The 16,934-nt window shown below is 66.9% G+C and carries 14 protein-coding genes; 3 read left to right on the top strand and 11 right to left on the bottom strand.

Translation table 11 applies throughout. The features are described from left to right. Positions 1-60 precede the first annotated feature (60 nt). The 3 genes from H5407_RS03415 (at position 61) to H5407_RS03405 (ending at position 6,122) form a co-directional block, all read left to right on the top strand. Positions 61-3,078: an Rne/Rng family ribonuclease gene (locus H5407_RS03415; protein ID WP_183103026.1), complete on the top strand. Its 3,018-nt coding sequence runs from the start codon at positions 61-63 to the stop codon at positions 3,076-3,078. A gap of 304 nt (positions 3,079-3,382) precedes the next feature. Next, on the top strand, positions 3,383-4,885 hold the full coding sequence (locus H5407_RS03410) for an oligopeptide:H+ symporter (RefSeq protein WP_220800463.1): 1,503 nt from the start codon (positions 3,383-3,385) through the stop codon (positions 4,883-4,885). Positions 4,886-5,120: 235 nt separating this feature from the next. Next, positions 5,121-6,122: a hypothetical protein gene (locus H5407_RS03405; protein WP_183103024.1), complete on the top strand. Its 1,002-nt coding sequence runs from the start codon at positions 5,121-5,123 to the stop codon at positions 6,120-6,122. A gap of 54 nt (positions 6,123-6,176) precedes the next feature. Here the strand turns inward: H5407_RS03405 and nagZ are convergent, their stop codons facing one another. The 11 genes from nagZ to H5407_RS03350 all read right to left on the bottom strand — a co-directional run bounded on the left by nagZ (position 6,177) and on the right by H5407_RS03350 (position 16,726). Continuing rightward, positions 6,177-7,241: a beta-N-acetylhexosaminidase gene (gene nagZ, locus H5407_RS03400; RefSeq protein ID WP_183103200.1), complete on the bottom strand. Its 1,065-nt coding sequence runs from the start codon at positions 7,239-7,241 to the stop codon at positions 6,177-6,179. Positions 7,242-7,251: 10 nt separating this feature from the next. Next, entirely contained in the window at positions 7,252-7,671 is a 420-nt protein-coding gene (acpS, locus tag H5407_RS03395; protein ID WP_183103199.1) for a holo-ACP synthase, read from the bottom strand. A 2-nt stretch (positions 7,672-7,673) separates the two neighbouring features. After that, entirely contained in the window at positions 7,674-8,198 is a 525-nt protein-coding gene (locus tag H5407_RS03390; RefSeq protein ID WP_183103023.1) for a GNAT family N-acetyltransferase, read from the bottom strand. After that, on the bottom strand, positions 8,191-8,973 hold the full coding sequence (locus H5407_RS03385; protein ID WP_183103022.1) for a pyridoxine 5'-phosphate synthase: 783 nt from the start codon (positions 8,971-8,973) through the stop codon (positions 8,191-8,193). The genes H5407_RS03390 and H5407_RS03385 overlap by 8 nt, the downstream gene beginning before the upstream one ends. 4 nt (positions 8,974-8,977) lie before the next feature. Next, positions 8,978-9,757: a DNA repair protein RecO gene (recO, locus tag H5407_RS03380; RefSeq protein WP_183103021.1), complete on the bottom strand. Its 780-nt coding sequence runs from the start codon at positions 9,755-9,757 to the stop codon at positions 8,978-8,980. Between the two features lie 19 nt (positions 9,758-9,776). Further along, positions 9,777-10,685, bottom strand: coding sequence for a GTPase Era (era, locus tag H5407_RS03375; RefSeq protein WP_183103020.1), 909 nt, complete (start codon positions 10,683-10,685; stop codon positions 9,777-9,779). Positions 10,686-10,815: 130 nt separating this feature from the next. Further along, positions 10,816-11,508, bottom strand: a complete 693-nt coding sequence (gene rnc, locus H5407_RS03370; protein ID WP_255501047.1) for a ribonuclease III — start codon at positions 11,506-11,508, stop codon at positions 10,816-10,818. A gap of 30 nt (positions 11,509-11,538) precedes the next feature. Next, positions 11,539-11,898: a DUF4845 domain-containing protein gene (locus H5407_RS03365; protein ID WP_183103018.1), complete on the bottom strand. Its 360-nt coding sequence runs from the start codon at positions 11,896-11,898 to the stop codon at positions 11,539-11,541. 46 nt (positions 11,899-11,944) lie between these two features. Next, on the bottom strand, positions 11,945-12,919 hold the full coding sequence (gene lepB / locus H5407_RS03360) for a signal peptidase I (protein WP_183103017.1): 975 nt from the start codon (positions 12,917-12,919) through the stop codon (positions 11,945-11,947). A gap of 11 nt (positions 12,920-12,930) precedes the next feature. Further along, positions 12,931-14,739, bottom strand: a complete 1,809-nt coding sequence (lepA, locus tag H5407_RS03355; RefSeq protein WP_183103016.1) for a translation elongation factor 4 — start codon at positions 14,737-14,739, stop codon at positions 12,931-12,933. Positions 14,740-15,259: 520 nt separating this feature from the next. Beyond that, the gene (locus H5407_RS03350; RefSeq protein WP_183103015.1) at positions 15,260-16,726 is read right to left on the bottom strand and encodes a DegQ family serine endoprotease; all 1,467 of its coding nucleotides are present in this window, start codon (positions 16,724-16,726) and stop codon (positions 15,260-15,262) included. Positions 16,727-16,934 lie beyond the last annotated feature (208 nt).

The raw sequence follows: 16,934 nt of genomic DNA, 5'->3' as shown, positions 1-16,934 counted from the left end.
TGGTGCTGCGCGCCGTGCGAGCTGGTTTCGGCCAGTGTGGACGGCGTGTAAGGAGAAACGATGAAACGCATGCTGATCAATGCGACGCAGCCGGAAGAACGGCGCCTCGCAATCGTTGATGGCCAGAAACTGCTGGACTTCGAGACCGAAATCGAGGGCCGCGAGCAGCGCAAGGGCAATATCTACAAGGCCGTCGTGACGCGGGTCGAGCCCTCGCTCGAAGCCTGCTTCGTGGACTACGGCGAAGACCGCCACGGCTTCCTGCCCTTCAAGGAAATCTCGCGCCAGTACTTCCGTGATGGCACGGACGTGCGCTCGGCCAAGATCCAGGACGCCATCAAGGAAGGCCAGGAACTGCTGGTCCAGGTCGAGAAGGAAGAGCGTGGCAACAAGGGCGCCGCCCTGACCACCTTCATCTCCCTGGCCGGCCGTTATCTCGTGCTGATGCCCAACAACCCCCGTGGCGGTGGCGTCTCGCGCCGCATCGAGGGCGAGGACCGCGAGGAGCTCAAGGAGAACCTCGACCAGCTCGACTACCCCAAGGGCATGTCCCTGATCGCCCGCACCGCCGGCATCGGCCGCACCGCCGCCGAGCTGCAGTGGGACCTCAACTACATGCTCAAGCTCTGGACGGCGATCGACGACGCCTCCCGGGGCGGCAAGGGCGCCTACCTGATCTACCAGGAAAGCTCGCTGGTCATCCGCGCGATTCGCGACTATTTCACCGCCGACATCGGTGAGATCCTGATCGATACGGACGACATCTACGAGCAGGCCCACCAGTTCATGAACCACGTGATGCCGGACAACGCGCATCGCGTGAAGCGCTACCGTGACGACGCCCCGCTGTTCAGCCGCTTCCAGATCGAGCACCAGATCGAGACGGCCTTCAGCCGCACGGTGAACCTGCCTTCCGGTGGCGCCATCGTGATCGATCACACCGAGGCCCTGGTCTCCGTGGACGTCAACTCCGCCCGCGCCACCCGCGGCGGCGACATCGAGGAAACGGCGACCCGCACCAACCTCGAGGCAGCCGACGAGATCGCCCGCCAGATGCGCCTGCGCGACCTGGGCGGCCTGATCGTCGTCGACTTCATCGACATGGAGGAGTCCAAGAACCGCCGCGAGGTCGAGCAGCGCCTGCGCGACGCCCTGCGCCAGGACCGTGCCCGCGTGCAATTCAGCTCCATCAGCAAGTTCGGTCTGCTGGAGCTGAGCCGCCAGCGCCTGCGCCCCGCGCTGAGCGAAGGCAGCCATATCACCTGCCCGCGCTGCAATGGCACCGGCCACATCCGTGACACGGAAAGCTCCGCCCTGCAGATCCTGCGCATGGTCCAGGAAGAGTCCATGAAGGACAACACCGCCGCCGTGCACGTGCAGGTGCCGGTGGAGGTGACCAGCTTCCTGCTGAACGAGAAGCGCACCGAGATCACCAAGATCGAGCTGAAGCAGCGCGTGACCGTGCTGCTCGTGCCGAACAAGCACCTGGAGACGCCCAACTACAAGCTGGAGCGCCTGCGCCACGATGATCCGCGCCTGGAGAACCTGCAGGCCAGCTACACCATGATCGAAGAGCCGCAGGACGAGGTGGGCATCACCCGCCGCGGCGGCGACGACAAGGGCAAGAGCAAGCAGGAGCCGGTGATCAAGGGCATCCTGCCCGAGCAGCCCGCTCCGGTGGTGCCGCCCAAGCCCGTGGCAGCGCCCGCAGCCCCGGCCGCCGCGGCCCCCGCGGCAGCCGCCCCGGCCGCCGCGAGCAGCGGCTTCTTCGGCTGGCTCAAGAAGATCTTCGGCAATGGCGAGACGCCGGCCGAGGAAGCCAAGCCCGCCGAAACCGACCGCAAGGACGGCGCCAAGCGTGAAGGCCGAGAGGGTGGCCGTGATGGCGGCCGCGACGGCCGCCGCCGCGAACGTGGCGAACGTGGTGAGCAGCGCAAGGACGGCAAGGGCCGCAGCGAAGGCAAGGACGGTCAGCGCGCAGAGCGCGGTGAGCGTGCCGAACGAGGCGAGCGTGGCGAGCGCACCAGTGAACGCGCCGAGCGTGGCGAGCGTGGCGAGCGTGGCGAGCGCCAGGAACGCGGCCGCCGCAACGAGCGTGGCGAGCGCAACGAGGCCGCCACGCCGGAAGGCAGCCGGCCGGAACGTGCGGAGCGCGGTGAGCGTGCCGAACGTGGGGAGCGCGGCGAACGCGGTGAACGTGGCGAGGGCCGCCGCAACCGGGGCGATCGCGGGGAACGTGCCGAGCGTGGCGAGCGCCAGGAGCGCCCGGCCGCCGAGGTCCAGGCCCTGGTCGAGACCACTGGCACCGAGTCCCCGACCGCCTTCCAGGACACCATCCCTGACGGCATGGCCCCCGAGGCCACCGGTGAGGAGCGCCAGGGCCGCCGCCGCCGCCGTCGCGGTGGTCGCGACCGTGAGGATCGTGCTCAGGAGGCTGGCAGCGAATCGCTGAACGGCGCCGAGGCTGAGCAGGCCGCCGACGCGGGCACCCTGTCGGCTGAGGCCCCGGCCCAGGAAGCCGCCGCCGAGGAGCAAGGCGAGTCAGCCGGCGAGCAGGCCCAGGGCGAGGACGGTCGTGACGGCCGCCGCCGCCGCAGCCGTGACCGCTATCGCCGCGACCGCCGTGATGGTCAGACTGGTGAAGGCGCTGAAGGCAGCGAAGGCACCGAGCCGGCGGCTCCGCAGCAGCTGGAGCTGGTGGGCGAGCCTGCCGAGTCCGCCGCTGAGGTGGTCGAAGCGGCCGCCGCACCGGTGCAGGCCGCTGCAGCCCCGGCCCCCGCCCCGGTCGCCCCGACCGCGGCCGAAGCCCCGGTGCAAGCCCCTGCCGTCGTGGTGCCGGCCTACAGCCTGCCCATCGGCGACCTGCAGGGCATCGCCGAAGCCGCCGGCCTGCAATGGGTGAACTCGGACGCCGACAAGGTGGCCGCCGCCCAGGCCGCCATTGCCGCCGAGCCCAAGCCCGTGCGCGTGCCGCGCGAGCGTCCGCCCGTGCTGCAGCTGGATGAAGGCCCGCTGGTGCTGGTCGAGACCCGCAAGGATCTGGCCCAGGTCAAGCTGCCCTTCGAGCTGCAGGGCTGAGGCCCCGCCCGCCGGCCTTGAGCCGGCCCCGATCACGCCGCCGTGGCTCGCGCCCGGCGGCGTTTTTCTTGGAGCGCCGGGCCATCACCGCGGAATGGACCTTGGGTGGATCTTGGGCAGCCACGCCCGCTTGCCGGCAGGCCCGGCACCGTGCCTAGGGTTGGCACCCTTTCCCCGCCCGCCTTTTCGCCTACAGTGGCAGCCCTGCTGCACCCCAGCACTGCCGCTGCCGCGGGCAACCCGCCTGCGGCCCGACACAAGGACTTTGACCGTGACCCAGACCGTCAGCACCGCGGCGCCCAAGATGCCGCCGCAGATCCCCTACATCATCGGCAACGAAGGATGCGAGCGCTTCAGCTTCTACGGCATGCGCAACATCCTGACGGTCTTCCTGATGACCAGCCTGCTGATGGCTGTTCCCGAAGACTTGCGCAAGGCCGAGGCCAAGGAGGTCTTCCACACCTTCGTGATCGGCGTCTACTTCTTCCCGCTGCTGGGCGGCTGGATCGCCGACCGCTTCTTCGGCAAGTACAACACCATCTTCTGGCTGAGCCTGCTCTATTGCTGCGGCCACGCCTGCCTGGCGATCTTCGAGAAAAACATCACCGGCTTCTACACCGGCCTCTTCCTGATCTCCCTGGGCTCGGGCGGCATCAAGCCCCTTGTCAGTTCCTTCGTGGGCGACCAGTTCGACAGCAGCAACCGCAGCTTGGCCCAGAAGGTCTATGACGCCTTCTACTGGATCATCAACTTCGGCTCCTTCTTCGCCTCGCTGCTGATGCCGATCTTCCTGAAGCAGTTCGGCGCGAGCGTGGCCTTCGGCATCCCCGGCGTGCTGATGGCCATCGCCACCCTGATCTTCTGGAGTGGCCGCAAGAAATACATCCACACCCCGCCTGTGGCCCATGACCCGCACAGCTTCCTCAAGGTCGTGATCAGTGCGCTGAAGACCGGCGGGCCCGGCCTCATCGTTGCCTTGATCGGCCTGGCTGGTGCCGTGGGCAGCTTCCTGCTGATGAAGCAGATCGGCTTCGTGGCCAGTTTTTGCCTGGCCCTGGTGCTGCTGATGGGCTTCGGCGGCGCGGGCGCCGCGCTGCAACTGGGCCAGGCCTCCAAGGCGCATCCGCCCGAGGCCATCGAGGGCGTGCGCGCCGTGCTGCGCCTGCTGGTGCTCTTTGCGCTGGTGACGCCCTTCTGGTCCCTCTTCGACCAGAAAGCCTCGACCTGGATCCTGCAGGCCGACCAGATGAGCAAGCCCGAGTGGTTCCAGTCCTCCATGATGCAGGCCCTGAACCCGGCGCTGGTGATGATCCTCATCCCCTTCAACAACCTGGTGCTCTACCCCATGCTGGAGCGCATGGGCCTGCGCATCACGGCCCTGCGCCGCATGGGCGCGGGCATTGCACTGTCGGGCGTGGCCTGGATCGTGGTGGGCGGCCTGCAGCTGTGGCTGGACGATGGCCACACGGTGAGCATCGTCTGGCAGATCCTGCCCTATGCCATCCTGACCCTGGGCGAGGTGCTGGTCTCGGCCACCGGCCTGGAGTTCGCCTACAGCCAGGCGCCCCTGCCCATGAAGGGCGTGATCACCAGCTTCTGGAACCTCTCGGTGACCATCGGCAACCTCTGGGTGCTGCTGGCCAACAGCAGCGTCAAGAGCGAGGGCGTGACCAGCTACATCAAGGCCACGGGCACCAGCGTCACCGCCTTCCAGATGTTCTTCTTCGCCGCCTTCGCGCTGCTGGCGGCCCTGCTGTTCGGGCTGTATGCACGCGGCTACCGCATGCAGGACAACTACCGCAAGTAAGACGGCATCGCCCCCTCTGAAGCCGACTGGCGCCCCTGGGGAGCCGGTCGGCTTTTTCACGCCCGGGCCGCAGCAGGATTCACGGCGCTAGCCGCCCGCGCGACAGGAAGGCATAAGGGCCACCCACCTCCTCTGGGGGAGGCGATGGAGGCGCATGGTCCGCGGCCGTGCCCCTAAGATCCGGCCGCAAGAAACGGGGCCACCACCCCATCACCCATCCAAGAGGAGGAAACCCATGTCCAAGACCCCGCTGCGCCGGCTCGTGCCGCTGGCCTGTCTCGCCCTCGCGCTGTTGCCGGCCCTGGCCCGCGCTGACGACACCCCCATCACGTTGAACCTGATCCCGCTGCCCAATACCTGGCAGCAGCAGGACTTCCGCTTCAAGGCGATCACGGACATGAAGTTCAAGGCCCGCGACGGCGCCAGCGAGGGGGAGGTGCAGCAGCTCAGCGCCAAGCTCGGCGCGGTCAAGATGCCGCTGACCATGAGCATGCAGATGCGCCAGGTCCTGCAGACGGGCAAGGCCGACGCCAAGGGGCACGTCCCGCTGACCGCCCGCATCGAGCGGGGCACGATGGACATGCGCACGGGCGATGGGGATCTGGTGCCCGGCGTCCCCCAGCGCGGCATGCCGGCGATGCAGTTCAGCGCGATCATCGTGGACGGGCGCTACGAGAACATCCGCCTCTCTGGCGAAGGCGCGGCGCAGCTGCCACCGGACATGCTCGAAGGCCTCTTCCGCAAGACCTTCGACGCCCTGGCCAAGATGAATGGCGCCACGCTGCGCGTGGGCGAGTCGGTGGACATGCCGCTGGAGCTGAACCTACCCCTCCCCAACCTGCCGGCGGGCAGCAATGTCGGCAAGGTGATGGCGAGCTACACACTGGCCAAGGTGGAGGCTGGCGTGGCCTTCTTCGACGTCAAGGCCACGCTGGACCTCAAGCTGGACCTGCCCATGCCGGCCGCACCCGCCAGCGCCCCTGAAGGCGCCGCGCCGGCGACGCCCACCTCGCAGCAGATGGTGATCGGCGGCGGCGGCACGGGTCACATGCAGCTGCGCCTGGCTGACCGCCTGCAGCTGCACAACGACCTGGACATGACCATGGCCCTGCAGATGCCCCTCCCCCAGGGCCACGCCATCCAGATGAACTTGCGGATGCAGATCGACTCTGACGGCAAGTCCCTGTCTGCTGCCAAGGGCAAGGGCAAGGCAGCCAAGGTTGGCGCCACGCACTGAGTGCGAGGAGAGGCCGGCAAGTGGAGAACACCCTGCAGCCCAGGAAGGCAAGGCCTAGAAGTTCAACTGCTGCAAGGCCAGGTGATAGCCCGGCTCATGCATCAACTCGTCCCAGCTGAGTGGGGCCTGCTGAGACAGCAGGCGCTGCCGCCGGCCCTCGCTCTCCAGGCTGGGCTGCCAGCGGCCCTGCAGCGCGGCGTCCTCCAGGGACTGCAGCACCTCGTCCAGCACGCGGCCGCCCTCCTCCATCGACTGGTTGCACAGCAGGGCGATGTCACAGCCCGCGTGCAGGGCCGTGATGACGGCCTCGGAGAAGCCGATCTCACGGCCCTCCAGCACGCGCGCGCCGCGCATGCCCAGGTCGTCGCTGAAGATCAGGCCGGCAAAGCCCAGGCGCTCGCGCAGGATCTCCTGCAGCCAGCGCGAGGAGAAGCCTGCCGGCCGCGCATCGACCCTGGGATAGATCACATGGGCCGGCATCACCGCCGCCAGGCTCAGGTGCAGCCATTCGTAGGGCTTGGCATCCTCGGCCAGGATGGCCTTGAGGCTGCGCTTGTCCACCGGCACATCCACATGCGAATCGGCCTTCACGAAGCCATGGCCGGGGAAGTGCTTGCCGCAGGCGCCCATGCCGGCGATGAGCTGGCCCTGGGCCACGCTCTTGGCCAGCATCGCCACCACGCGCGGATCACGATGGAAGCTGCGGTCGCCGATCACCGAACTCTCGCCATGATCCAGATCCAGCACCGGTGCAAAGCTGAGGTCCACGCCACAGGCGCGCAGTTCCATGGCCATCACATAGCCCAGGGCGGTGGCGACCTGGGTGGCACGCATGGCATCGCTCATCCACAGCTCGCCCAGCGCGCGCATGGCCGGCAACGGCGTGAAGCCGTCACTGCGCAATCGCTGCACGCGGCCGCCTTCCTGGTCCACGGTGATAAGCAGGTCGGGCCGCTGGGACTTGAGTTCACCGCACAGTGCCGTCAGCTGCGAACGGCTCTCGAAATTGCGGGCGAAGAGGATGAGCCCGCCCACCAGGGGATGGCTCAGTCGCTCGCGCTCATGCGGGCTGAGGGTGGTGCCGGCGATGTCCAGCATCAAGGGGGCGTGGTGCAGCATGTCCATCGGTTCAGGTCCTGGAAGTTGAGGGGGACTCGGGGAGGGTCTCGACGACCACGAAGGAGGTCGCGTAGTCCGTCTCGTCGCTGACGCTGACATGGGCCTGCAGGCTGCGCGCCTCGAACCAGGCCTTGAGCGCGCCATGCAGGCGGATCTCGGGCTTGCCGCTGGGGGCCTTGACGATCTCGCAGTCCCGCCAGTTCATGGGCATGCGCAGCCCCAAGCCTATGGCCTTGGAGAAGGCCTCCTTGGCGGAGAAGCGGGTGGCCAGGTAGGCGACGCCGCGGGCCTCCACGCGCGCGCTGCGATCGCGGAAGACCTCGATCTCATGCGGCCCCAGCACCTTCTCGGCGAAGCGCGGGCCGCGGCGCTGCAGGGTGTCGGCGATGCGGCGAATGTCGCAGACGTCGGTGCCGATGCCATAGATCATCTTCAAGCTCCCCTGTCAGCGGCTTGCGCCAGCCACCCGTAGATCCAGTTGAGATGCCGCTGCCGATCGAGCTCGAACCAGGTTTCGCCCAGGCGGCGGCCCTGCTCGCGCTCGTAGAAGGCGATGGCCCGCTCGTTGGGGGCCCAGACGCTCAGCCACAGCGCCCGGTCCGGCAGTTGCTCGCGAGCATGCGCCAGCAGGGCCCGGCCCAGGCCATGGCGGCTCAGCGGCGGCACGACGTACAGCTCGCTCACCTCGGCCTCCGGCCCGTCCTGCCACGCCACGGGACAGCAGCTGTCCAGGCTCACGTGGATCATGCCTTGCAGATGGCCTGCGTCCTCGACCAGCCAGCAGCGGTGGCCCGCCTGCAGCCAGGCTTGCAGGGCCACGGGACTGAAGGTGTCCTGGAGGTGCCCGGCAAAGGCCGGCCGCACGCCCTGGTCTGCATAGGTCTGCAGCCAGACCCAGCTGATCAGCTGCGACAGCGCCGGCAGGTCCTGCGCCCTCGCCTCGCGGAGCTCAGGCATAGGCGCGCTGGATGCTGCGCTGGTAGTCGCGCACGGTCTCGGCGTAGCCCAGTTCCAGGGCATCGGCGATCAGGGCATGTCCGATGGAGACCTCCAGCACGCCCGGCACGGCCTTGAGGAAGGTGCTCAGGTTGGGGCGGTTGAGGTCATGGCCGGCATTGATGCCCAGCCCCAGGGCCAGCGCGGCCTCGGCCGTGGCGGTGAAGCCCGCCAACACCTCGGCCTCGCGCGGCGTGCCGAAGGCACTTGCGAAGGTCTCGGTGTAGAGCTCGATGCGGTCAGCACCAAGCGCCGCGACATGGGTCATGGCCGCCGGGACCGGATCCATGAAGAGGCTCACGCGCACGCCCAGGGCCTTGCATTCCTCGATCAGCGGGCGCAGACGGTCCATGTCGGCCGGCAGGCTCCAGCCGTGGTCAGAGGTGAACTGGTCTTCGGCATCGGGCACGAAAGTGACCTGGTGCGGGCGCAGCTGACGCACGAAGTCCATCAGGTTCTGCGTCGGGTTGCCCTCAATGTTGTACTCGGCCTGGGGCCAGCCCTTCATCAGCGCGGCCAGCTCATGGACGTCCTCGGAGCGGATGTGGCGGCCATCGGGCCGGGGGTGCACGGTGATGCCCTGGGCACCGGCCAGCAGGCACAGCTCGGCGGCGCGGGTCACGCTGGGGATCCCCAGGTGCCGGGTGTTGCGCAGCAGCGCGACCTTGTTGACATTGACGGACAGCGCGCAGCGGCCTTCGCGGCGCTGGGCTTCGGGAGCGACCAGGGGATTCATGGCATCAGTCCAGCAGTTTTTGCAGATCCAGCATGACCGTGCGCGTGCGCAGCGGCTTGTGGCCCAAATGATAGTGAAGCAGGCCGCGCAGGCTGGCCCTGAGCGAAGGCAGGCAGTCGGCGCAGGCCTGCTGCAGGGCGGCCTGCGAACCATGCAGCAAGGCGGCCTGGAGTTGCACCAGCTGCATCGCGCCGAAGGCAGGCGCTTCATGGCTCAGGGAGCAGACACCCATCTCGGGGCTCAGCATGTAGAACCGCTCTGGCTCCAGCGGACGCTGGGTCTGGCTGACCACGCTGAGGTCGGGCAGCAGGCCCAGGTCAGCCAGCAGGCGCAGCTCGAAGGCGCGCAAGGCGGTCTGGCTGCGCTGGTCCTCGTCCTCGCGCAGCAGCGGGAGTGTGGCCGCGTAGGCATCGAAGAGGCGGGGATGGGGGTCCTGCCGGGCCAGCAGCTTCAGCAGCAGTTCGTTGAGGTAGTAGCCGGCGAACAGGGCCGCACCGCTGGGCAGGGTGTGGCCGCCGGACCATTCGGCGCTGCGCAGGGTCTGGACCTCGGCCTCGCTGCGCTCGTCGCGCGAGGGCTTGCTGAGGCCCACCTGCAGGCGCTGGAAAGGCAGCAGCACCGATCGCAGCTGCGAATATGGCCGCTTCGCCCCCTTGGCGACCACGGCAAGGCGGCCCTGCTCTCGGGTGAAGAGGTCGAGGATGAGACTGGTCTCGCTCCAGTCGTAGTGGTGCAGCACGAAGGCCGGCTGCGTGCTGGGCAGTCGAGGGGCGCGGGTGACCATTCAGGGCCGCTGCGGCCACTCACTCGTAGCCATAGGTGCGCAGGTGCTCTTCGTTGTCCGCCCAGCCGGAGCGGACCTTGACCCACAGTTCCAGGAAGACGCGGCCGTCCATCAAGTGCTCCAGCTCCTGGCGGGCCTCGGAGCCGATGCGCTTCAGGCGCTCCCCCCCCTGGCCGATGATCATGCCCTTGTGCGCATCGCGCTCCACGACGATGGAGGCCGAGATGCGGCGCAGTTCGCCCTCGTCTTCCCATTTGTCGATCACGACGGTGGAGGTGTAGGGCAGTTCGTCACCGGTCAGGCGGAAGAGCTTCTCGCGGATGATCTCGGTGGCCAGGAAGCGCTCGGAGCGGTCGGTCAGCGCGTCCTCGTCATAGAACCAGCCCTGTTCGGGGAGGTAGGGCTTGAGGATCTTGAACAGGCGCGTGACGTCGGCTTCCTTGCGGGCCGACAAGGGCACGAACTCGGCGAAATTGCGGCGCTCGGCCATGCTCTTGAGCCAGGGCGCCAGCTCGGCGCGACGGTGCACGGCGTCCAGCTTGTTGGCGATCAACACCACGGGCTTGTTCTCGGGCAGCAGGGCCAGCACCTTGGCATCGTCCAGGCCGAAACGGCCGGCCTCGACCACGAAGAGCACCAGATCCACATCACCCAGCACGCCATGCACCGTGCGGTTCAGATTGCGGTTCAGGGCGGCGTTGTGCTTGGTCTGGAAGCCGGGCGTGTCCACGAACACGAACTGCGCCTCCTCCAGGGTGCGCACGCCGGTGATGCGGTGGCGCGTGGTCTGGGCCTTGTCCGAGGTGATGCTGACCTTCTGGCCCACGAGGGCATTCAGCAAGGTGGACTTGCCCACATTGGGCCGGCCCACGATGGCGATGAGGCCGCAGCGTTGCGGCAGCCCGGACTCAGGCGCGGTGTCGTTCATGTCAGTGACCTCTGGTGCGCCCGGTCGGTGGCGCAGGTGGATGGCGCCAGATCGTGGCGCAGGGTGATCGAAAGAAGGTCCATGCCGCGAGGCATGGCAGGGAACGGCGGCACTGGGATGCCCTCGCTCCTCAGGAGGACAGCGCGGACCCGGGCTTGTCGCGCGCCACCAGTTCCGCAAGCATACGCTTGGCGGCATCTTGTTCGGCGGCGCGTCGCGAACGGCCCTCGCCCTGCTTGGCCAGGCCCAGGGCGGGCACGGCGCACTCGACCTCGAAGGTCTGGTTGTGCGCCTGGCCGCGAGTCTCGATGATGCGGTAGGCGGGCACCGCCAGGCGACGCGCCTGCAGCCATTCCTGCAGCGCCGTCTTGGCATCCTTGGCCCAGGTATCGCTGGCCGAGGTGTTGATCAGCTCGCCCAGCAGGCGGCGCACGATTTCGCGGGCGGCCGGATAGCCCCCGTCCACGAAAGCCGCGCCGATGATGGCCTCGGTGGCGTCGGCCAGGATGGAGGCGCGCTGCGCGCCGCCGCCCCGGGCCTCTCCCTCGCTCATGCGCAGCACCTGGGGCAGGTCCAGGCCCAGGGCCAGCTTGTGCAGGCTTTCCTCGCGCACCAGATGGGCGCGGATGCGGGTGAGGTCGCCCTCGTCGGAGCCGGCATAGCGCTCGTAGAGCAGGCTGGAGACGGCCAGGCTCAGGACCGCGTCACCGAGGAATTCAAGGCGCTCGTTGTGGTCGGCGCCGAAGCTGCGATGGGTCACGGCCCGCTGCAGCAGGCCGCTGTCCTTGAATTGGTAGCCCAGCCGCGACTGCAGGGCATCCATGGGATGGCTCATGACGCTGGCAACCGTGTCTCAGTGAGACCGACCCTCGTACTTGATCAGCAGGGACACCGGGCCGAACAGCTCCACCTGCTTGTCGTAGGCAAAGCTGATGCGGACACGGTCGTCTTCCTTGGTGATCACCAGGTCTTCAGCGCCAATGCTGGTGATGGAGTACTCGACCTGCTTGACGCGCTCGAACTCGGCCCGTGCCACAGGCACGGTGGCCGGGTTGCCGCGGGCGATCTTGTCCACCGCATGCTGGATCGTATAGAACTCCATCACGGTCGGGATGGTGCGGGCGGCGACCAGGCCCGTAAAGGACAGGATCACGGCCCAGAACAGCAGACCCATCAAGCTGATGCCGGACTGATGACGGTGCGCACGCCTCATTGCCTCTCCTCGCTGAACAGAAAGCCCCGCAGTATCCACGGACGGCTCAGTCAAAGAATCCAATGCGTTTGGGATTGCTGAAGTTCATCCAGACTGCAAAGGCCCTGCCGACGATGTTCTCGTCTGGCACGAAACCCCAGAATCGCGAGTCGCGGGAGTTGTCCCGGTTGTCCCCCAGCATAAAGTAGTGTCCCGCCGGCACCTTGCAAGTCAAGCCCTCAGCGTTATAGGTGCAGTGGTCCTGGAAGGGGAAGGGGCCGTCCTTGCGGTCGGGGTGGAAGAACTGCTGGCGGTTCATATCGACCAGCAGCTTGTGCGGCTTCTCCCCCAGCTTCTCCTCGAAGCGGTTGCGCATCTGCATGCTGTCTTCGTCGTAGTAGGCGTCCACCGGCTTCACGTCCACCAGCTTGCCGTTGAGGTAGAGATGCTGGTTGCGGTAGCTGATCTCGTCACCCGGCAGGCCCACCACGCGCTTGATGAAGTCCATGCGCGGGTCTTCGGGGTAGCGGAAGACCATGACGTCGCCGCGCTGCACCTCGTGGTTGCTGATGATCTTCTTGTTGATCACCGGCAGTCGGATGCCGTAATGGAACTTGTTGACCAGGATGAGGTCACCCACCAGCAGCGTCGGCACCATGGAGCCCGAGGGGATCTTGAAGGGCTCGAACAGGAAGGACCGCAGCACAAAGACGATGAGGATCACCGGGAACAGGCCGGCGGTCCAGTCCAGCCACCAGGGCTGGCGCAGCACCTCCTCCTTGGCCGAGACGATGTCACCGTCCACGCGGGCGATGCCCTGGGCCGCCAGGGCCTCGCGACGCTTGAGGTCGGCGGTTTCCAGGTCCGCGGCGGCCTTTTCCCGGACCGGGCGAAAATGGAAACGCTCGGCGAGCCAGTACAGGCCGGTCACCGAGGTGAGGATCAGCAGCAGCAGGGCAAAATTGCCCGTCCATTGCCCTGCGTACCAACCGCCGCCATAGACGATCAGGGCCGCGAACAGAATCCCGGTCAGTGCACTCATGTAGATGTGATTCAGTCTTCGACTTGGAGGATGGCCAGGAAGGCCTCTTGCGGCACCTCCACACTACCGATCTGCTTCATGCGCTTCTTGCCCGCCTTCTGCTTTTCCAGCAGCTTGCGCTTGCGGGTGATGTCACCGCCGTAGCATTTTGCCAGCACGTTCTTGCGCAGGGCCTTGATGTCTTCGCGGGCGATGATCTTGGCGCCAATGGCCGCCTGCAGCGACACGTCATACATCTGGCGCGGGATGATCTCACGCATCTTGGCGCAGACCTGGCGGCCGCGGTACTGGCTCTGGCTGCGGTGCACGATCAGCGAGAGCGCGTCGATGCGGTCGCTGTTGATCAGCATGTCCACCTTGACCACGTCGGAGGCGCGGTACTCCTTGAACTCGTAGTCCATGGACGCGTAGCCGCGCGACACCGACTTCAGCTTGTCGAAGAAGTCCAGCACGATCTCGGCCAGCGGAATCTCATAGGTCAGCATGACCTGGCGGCCGTGGTAGGCCATGTTGATCTGCACGCCGCGCTTCACGTTGGCCAGGGTCATCACCGGCCCCACATATTCCTGCGGCATGTACAGGTGCACGGTCACGATGGGCTCACGGATCTCCTGGATCTTGCCAACCTCGGGCATCTTGGAGGGATTCTCGACCTCGATGACGGTCCCGTCACCCAACTGCACCTCGTAGACCACGCTCGGGGCCGTGGTGATCAGGTCCTGATCGAACTCGCGCTCCAGGCGCTCCTGCACGATCTCCATGTGCAGCAGACCCAGGAAGCCGCAGCGGAAGCCAAAGCCCAGCGCCTGCGAGACCTCGGGCTCAAAGCGCAGCGAGGCGTCGTTGAGCTTGAGCTTCTCGAGGGCGTCGCGCAGCTGGTCGTACTCGCTGGCTTCCGTCGGGTAGAGGCCCGCAAACACCTGCGGCTGAATCTCCTTGAAGCCCGGCAGGGCTTCGTCGGCAGGGCCCAGGTTGTTGGGCAGCTTCTTCTCCAGCGTGATAGTGTCGCCCACCTTGGCAGCAGCCAGCTCCTTGATGCCGGCGATGATGAAACCCACCTCGCCCGCATTGAGCTGCTCGCGCGACTCGCTCTTGGGCGTAAACACGCCCAGTTGGTCGGCCGGATAGACGGCGTTGGTGGCCATCATGCGGATGCGCTCGCCCTTCTTGAGCGTGCCATCCACCACACGAACCAGCATCACCACGCCGACGTAGTTGTCGAACCAGGAGTCGATGATCATGGCGCGCAGCGGGGCTTGCACGATGCCCTTGGGCGGCGGCATGCGGGTGATCACAGCCTCCAGGATGTCGTCAATGCCCATGCCGGTCTTGGCCGAGCAGGGGATGCCATCGGTGGCATCGATGCCGATCACGTCCTCGATCTCTGCCTTGGCGCGCTCGGGATCAGCCTGCGGCAGGTCCATCTTGTTGAGTACCGGCACCACCTCCACACCCAGCTCCAGCGCGGTGTAGCAGTTGGCCACAGTCTGGGCCTCCACGCCCTGCGAGGCATCGACCACCAGCAGCGCGCCCTCGCAGGCAGACAGCGAGCGACTCACCTCGTAGGAGAAGTCCACATGCCCCGGGGTGTCGATGAGGTTGAGGTTGTAGACCTGACCGTCGCGCGCCTTGTACTGCAGAGCCGCAGTCTGCGCCTTGATGGTGATGCCACGCTCGCGCTCGATGTCCATCGAGTCTAGGACCTGCGCCTCCATCTCGCGGTCCGACAGGCCCCCGCAACGCTGGATGATGCGGTCTGCCAGCGTGCTCTTGCCGTGGTCGATGTGGGCGATGATGGAGAAATTGCGGATGTGATTCATGCTCTGTCGTGCGTCACTTACCGGTTGCCACGACCGAGGCCGTGGCTTGAGGGGCTCATGTCACGCAGCGATGTGAAGGCCTCTTCGGAGGCCGTGCCGGACATAAAAAAAAGGCACGTCGAAACGGTGACGCGCCTTCCAACAAAAACGTATGGCAACTGCTTGTTGGGCTTCCATTGTAGCCGAGCGCCCGCCTGGAAACCGCACCGTCATTGGCTTTCCGGCCGTTGCGACCCGCCAACAAGGATTTTTATGCACAAGTTATCAACAGGCTCCTGTGAGCATCCTGGGGACAGCTTGGCTGACCTCGCCACTCATGCGGACAGCACGCTCAAACAAACGTTAGATGACGCCCATTCTATCCTACAAGCACCGCAATCCCCGCCTGGACCGCTTAAGTGAGCGAGTGCAAACCTCGTTTTCACAGGGTACCTGCCCCCGCCTTCCCTGCAGGTCTTTTCATCTGATGAAAAGACCCAGCCGAATGCCAGGTTTGCCGCCGCCCCCAGCTGCCGCCGGATCAGCGGGCGCCCGGCTTGACGAGCACGAAGCTCACCGCATCGCCGCGGCGCACCAGCAGGTTGATCAGCTTGGCCTTCTCCAGTTTGGCCAGTTGGGCCTGCAGCTGCTTGACGCTGGCCACCTCGACGTTGTCCACCGACAGAATGATGTCGCCCTCGCGCAGGCCGGCGCGAGCCGCCGGCCCTTCCGCGCTCTCGACCAGCACGCCACCGCGCAGCTTCAGCTCCTTGCGCTGCGCTTCGCTGATCTCGGCGAGGCCCAGGCCCAGCGCCGCGGCCGCGCCCGGTGCCGGCTTGCTCTCGGGCTCCGCACTCTTGGCGGGCTTATCGGTTTCCAGCTCGGCCACGGTCAGGGTCAGGTCCTTGGTCGCGCCGCGGCGGAAGACCTGCACCGTGGCCTTGCTGCCCGGCTTGATGGCTGCGATGGAGCGCCGCAGTTCGGCCGCGCTCTGGATGGCTTTGCCCTCGACCTTGGTGATGACGTCACCGCCTTCGATGCCCGCCTTCTCTGCCGGCGAGCCGCTCTCCACGCGCTGCACCAAGGCGCCAGCCGGCTTGCCCAGGCCAATGGCCTCGGCCACCTCCTTGGAGAGGTCCACGATGCCCACGCCGATGCGCCCGCGCTGCACCCGCCCGCCCGCGCGCAGCTGCTCGGACACGCGGATGGCCTCGTCGATGGGAATTGCGAAGGAGATGCCCATGAAGCCGCCGGACTGGCTGTAGATCTGGGAGTTGATGCCCACCACCTCGCCGCGCATGTTGAGCAGCGGGCCGCCGGAGTTGCCCGGGTTGATGGCCACATCGGTCTGGATGAAGGTGAGGAAGTCGCCGGTATCGCGCTGCTTGGCACTGACGATGCCCGCGGTCACGCTGTTGTCAAAACCGAAGGGCGAGCCGATGGCCATCACCCATTCGCCGACCTTGAGCCGGCCGCTGTCACCGATCTTCACCTGCGGCAGGCCGGCGGCCTCGATCTTCACCACGGCGACGTCGGTACGCTTGTCCAGGCCGATGACCTTGGCCTTGAACTCGCGCTTGTCCGTCAAGGTGACCAGCACCTCGTCGGCACCGTCCACCACATGGGCGTTGGTCATCACGAAGCCGTCGGCGCTGAGGATGAAGCCAGAGCCCAGGCCGCGCCGCGTGGGGGCGTCCTCATCACCGTTGCGGGGCGCACCGCGGCGCGGCACCGGGATGCCGAATCGACGCAGGAACTCCTGCATCTGCTCGTCCATGGCGGGGTTCTCGGCGGGCTTGGCTTTCTCCGACGTCTTGATATTGACCACGGCCGGGCCGACGCGCTCGACGAGCTCGGTGAAGTCCGGCAGCTCCCGCGCCTGGGCCGGGCTCGCTGCGGGCGCCAGGGACAGGCTCAGCCCCAGGCCCAGGGCCAGGGCGCTCAAGCCATGGGGCCAGCGAGACACAGGCCGGCGCGCGGCACCTTGTTGCGAGGATGCTTTGTTCATAGATGGATTCGGCTCGGGTTCCGGCCCATGGGGCGCATGCCCGGGCCGCTGTCATTGTGCAATGGCTGCGCCAGCTCCGCTCGGCGCATGGACGCTCACCGACTAACTTTGCTCGGCAGACGTGTATCAAAGCATGAGCGCCCCGACAGCGCCCAAGGTCATGGGCACCCGGGAGGGCTGCTTGCAGTGGCAGTCCGGCCGCCGCACC

It is taken from the genome of Mitsuaria sp. WAJ17, from assembly GCF_014174515.1.
Classification (GTDB): Bacteria; Pseudomonadota; Gammaproteobacteria; order Burkholderiales; family Burkholderiaceae_C; genus Roseateles_B.
The sequence above is the reverse complement of the archived record's forward strand: the minus strand, read 5'-3'. Positions and strand labels throughout refer to the sequence as shown.

Bases quoted from the DNA above. Each gene is read 5' to 3' on its own strand.
- H5407_RS03415 (WP_183103026.1), top strand. From the start codon at position 61: ATGAAACGCATGCTGATCAATGCGACGCAGCCGGAAGAACGGCGCCTC.
- H5407_RS03365 (WP_183103018.1), bottom strand. From the start codon at position 11,898: ATGAGGCGTGCGCACCGTCATCAGTCCGGCATCAGCTTGATGGGTCTG.
- rnc (WP_255501047.1), bottom strand. From the start codon at position 11,508: ATGGATGCCCTGCAGTCGCGGCTGGGCTACCAATTCAAGGACAGCGGC.
- lepA (WP_183103016.1), bottom strand. From the start codon at position 14,739: ATGAATCACATCCGCAATTTCTCCATCATCGCCCACATCGACCACGGC.
- H5407_RS03410 (WP_220800463.1), top strand. From the start codon at position 3,383: ATGCCGCCGCAGATCCCCTACATCATCGGCAACGAAGGATGCGAGCGC.
- acpS (WP_183103199.1), bottom strand. From the start codon at position 7,671: ATGATCTATGGCATCGGCACCGACGTCTGCGACATTCGCCGCATCGCC.
- era (WP_183103020.1), bottom strand. From the start codon at position 10,685: ATGAACGACACCGCGCCTGAGTCCGGGCTGCCGCAACGCTGCGGCCTC.
- H5407_RS03350 (WP_183103015.1), bottom strand. From the start codon at position 16,726: ATGAACAAAGCATCCTCGCAACAAGGTGCCGCGCGCCGGCCTGTGTCT.
- lepB (WP_183103017.1), bottom strand. From the start codon at position 12,919: ATGAGTGCACTGACCGGGATTCTGTTCGCGGCCCTGATCGTCTATGGC.
- nagZ (WP_183103200.1), bottom strand. From the start codon at position 7,241: ATGCTGCACCACGCCCCCTTGATGCTGGACATCGCCGGCACCACCCTC.
- H5407_RS03390 (WP_183103023.1), bottom strand. From the start codon at position 8,198: ATGCCTGAGCTCCGCGAGGCGAGGGCGCAGGACCTGCCGGCGCTGTCG.
- recO (WP_183103021.1), bottom strand. From the start codon at position 9,757: ATGGTCACCCGCGCCCCTCGACTGCCCAGCACGCAGCCGGCCTTCGTG.
- H5407_RS03405 (WP_183103024.1), top strand. From the start codon at position 5,121: ATGTCCAAGACCCCGCTGCGCCGGCTCGTGCCGCTGGCCTGTCTCGCC.
- H5407_RS03385 (WP_183103022.1), bottom strand. From the start codon at position 8,973: ATGAATCCCCTGGTCGCTCCCGAAGCCCAGCGCCGCGAAGGCCGCTGC.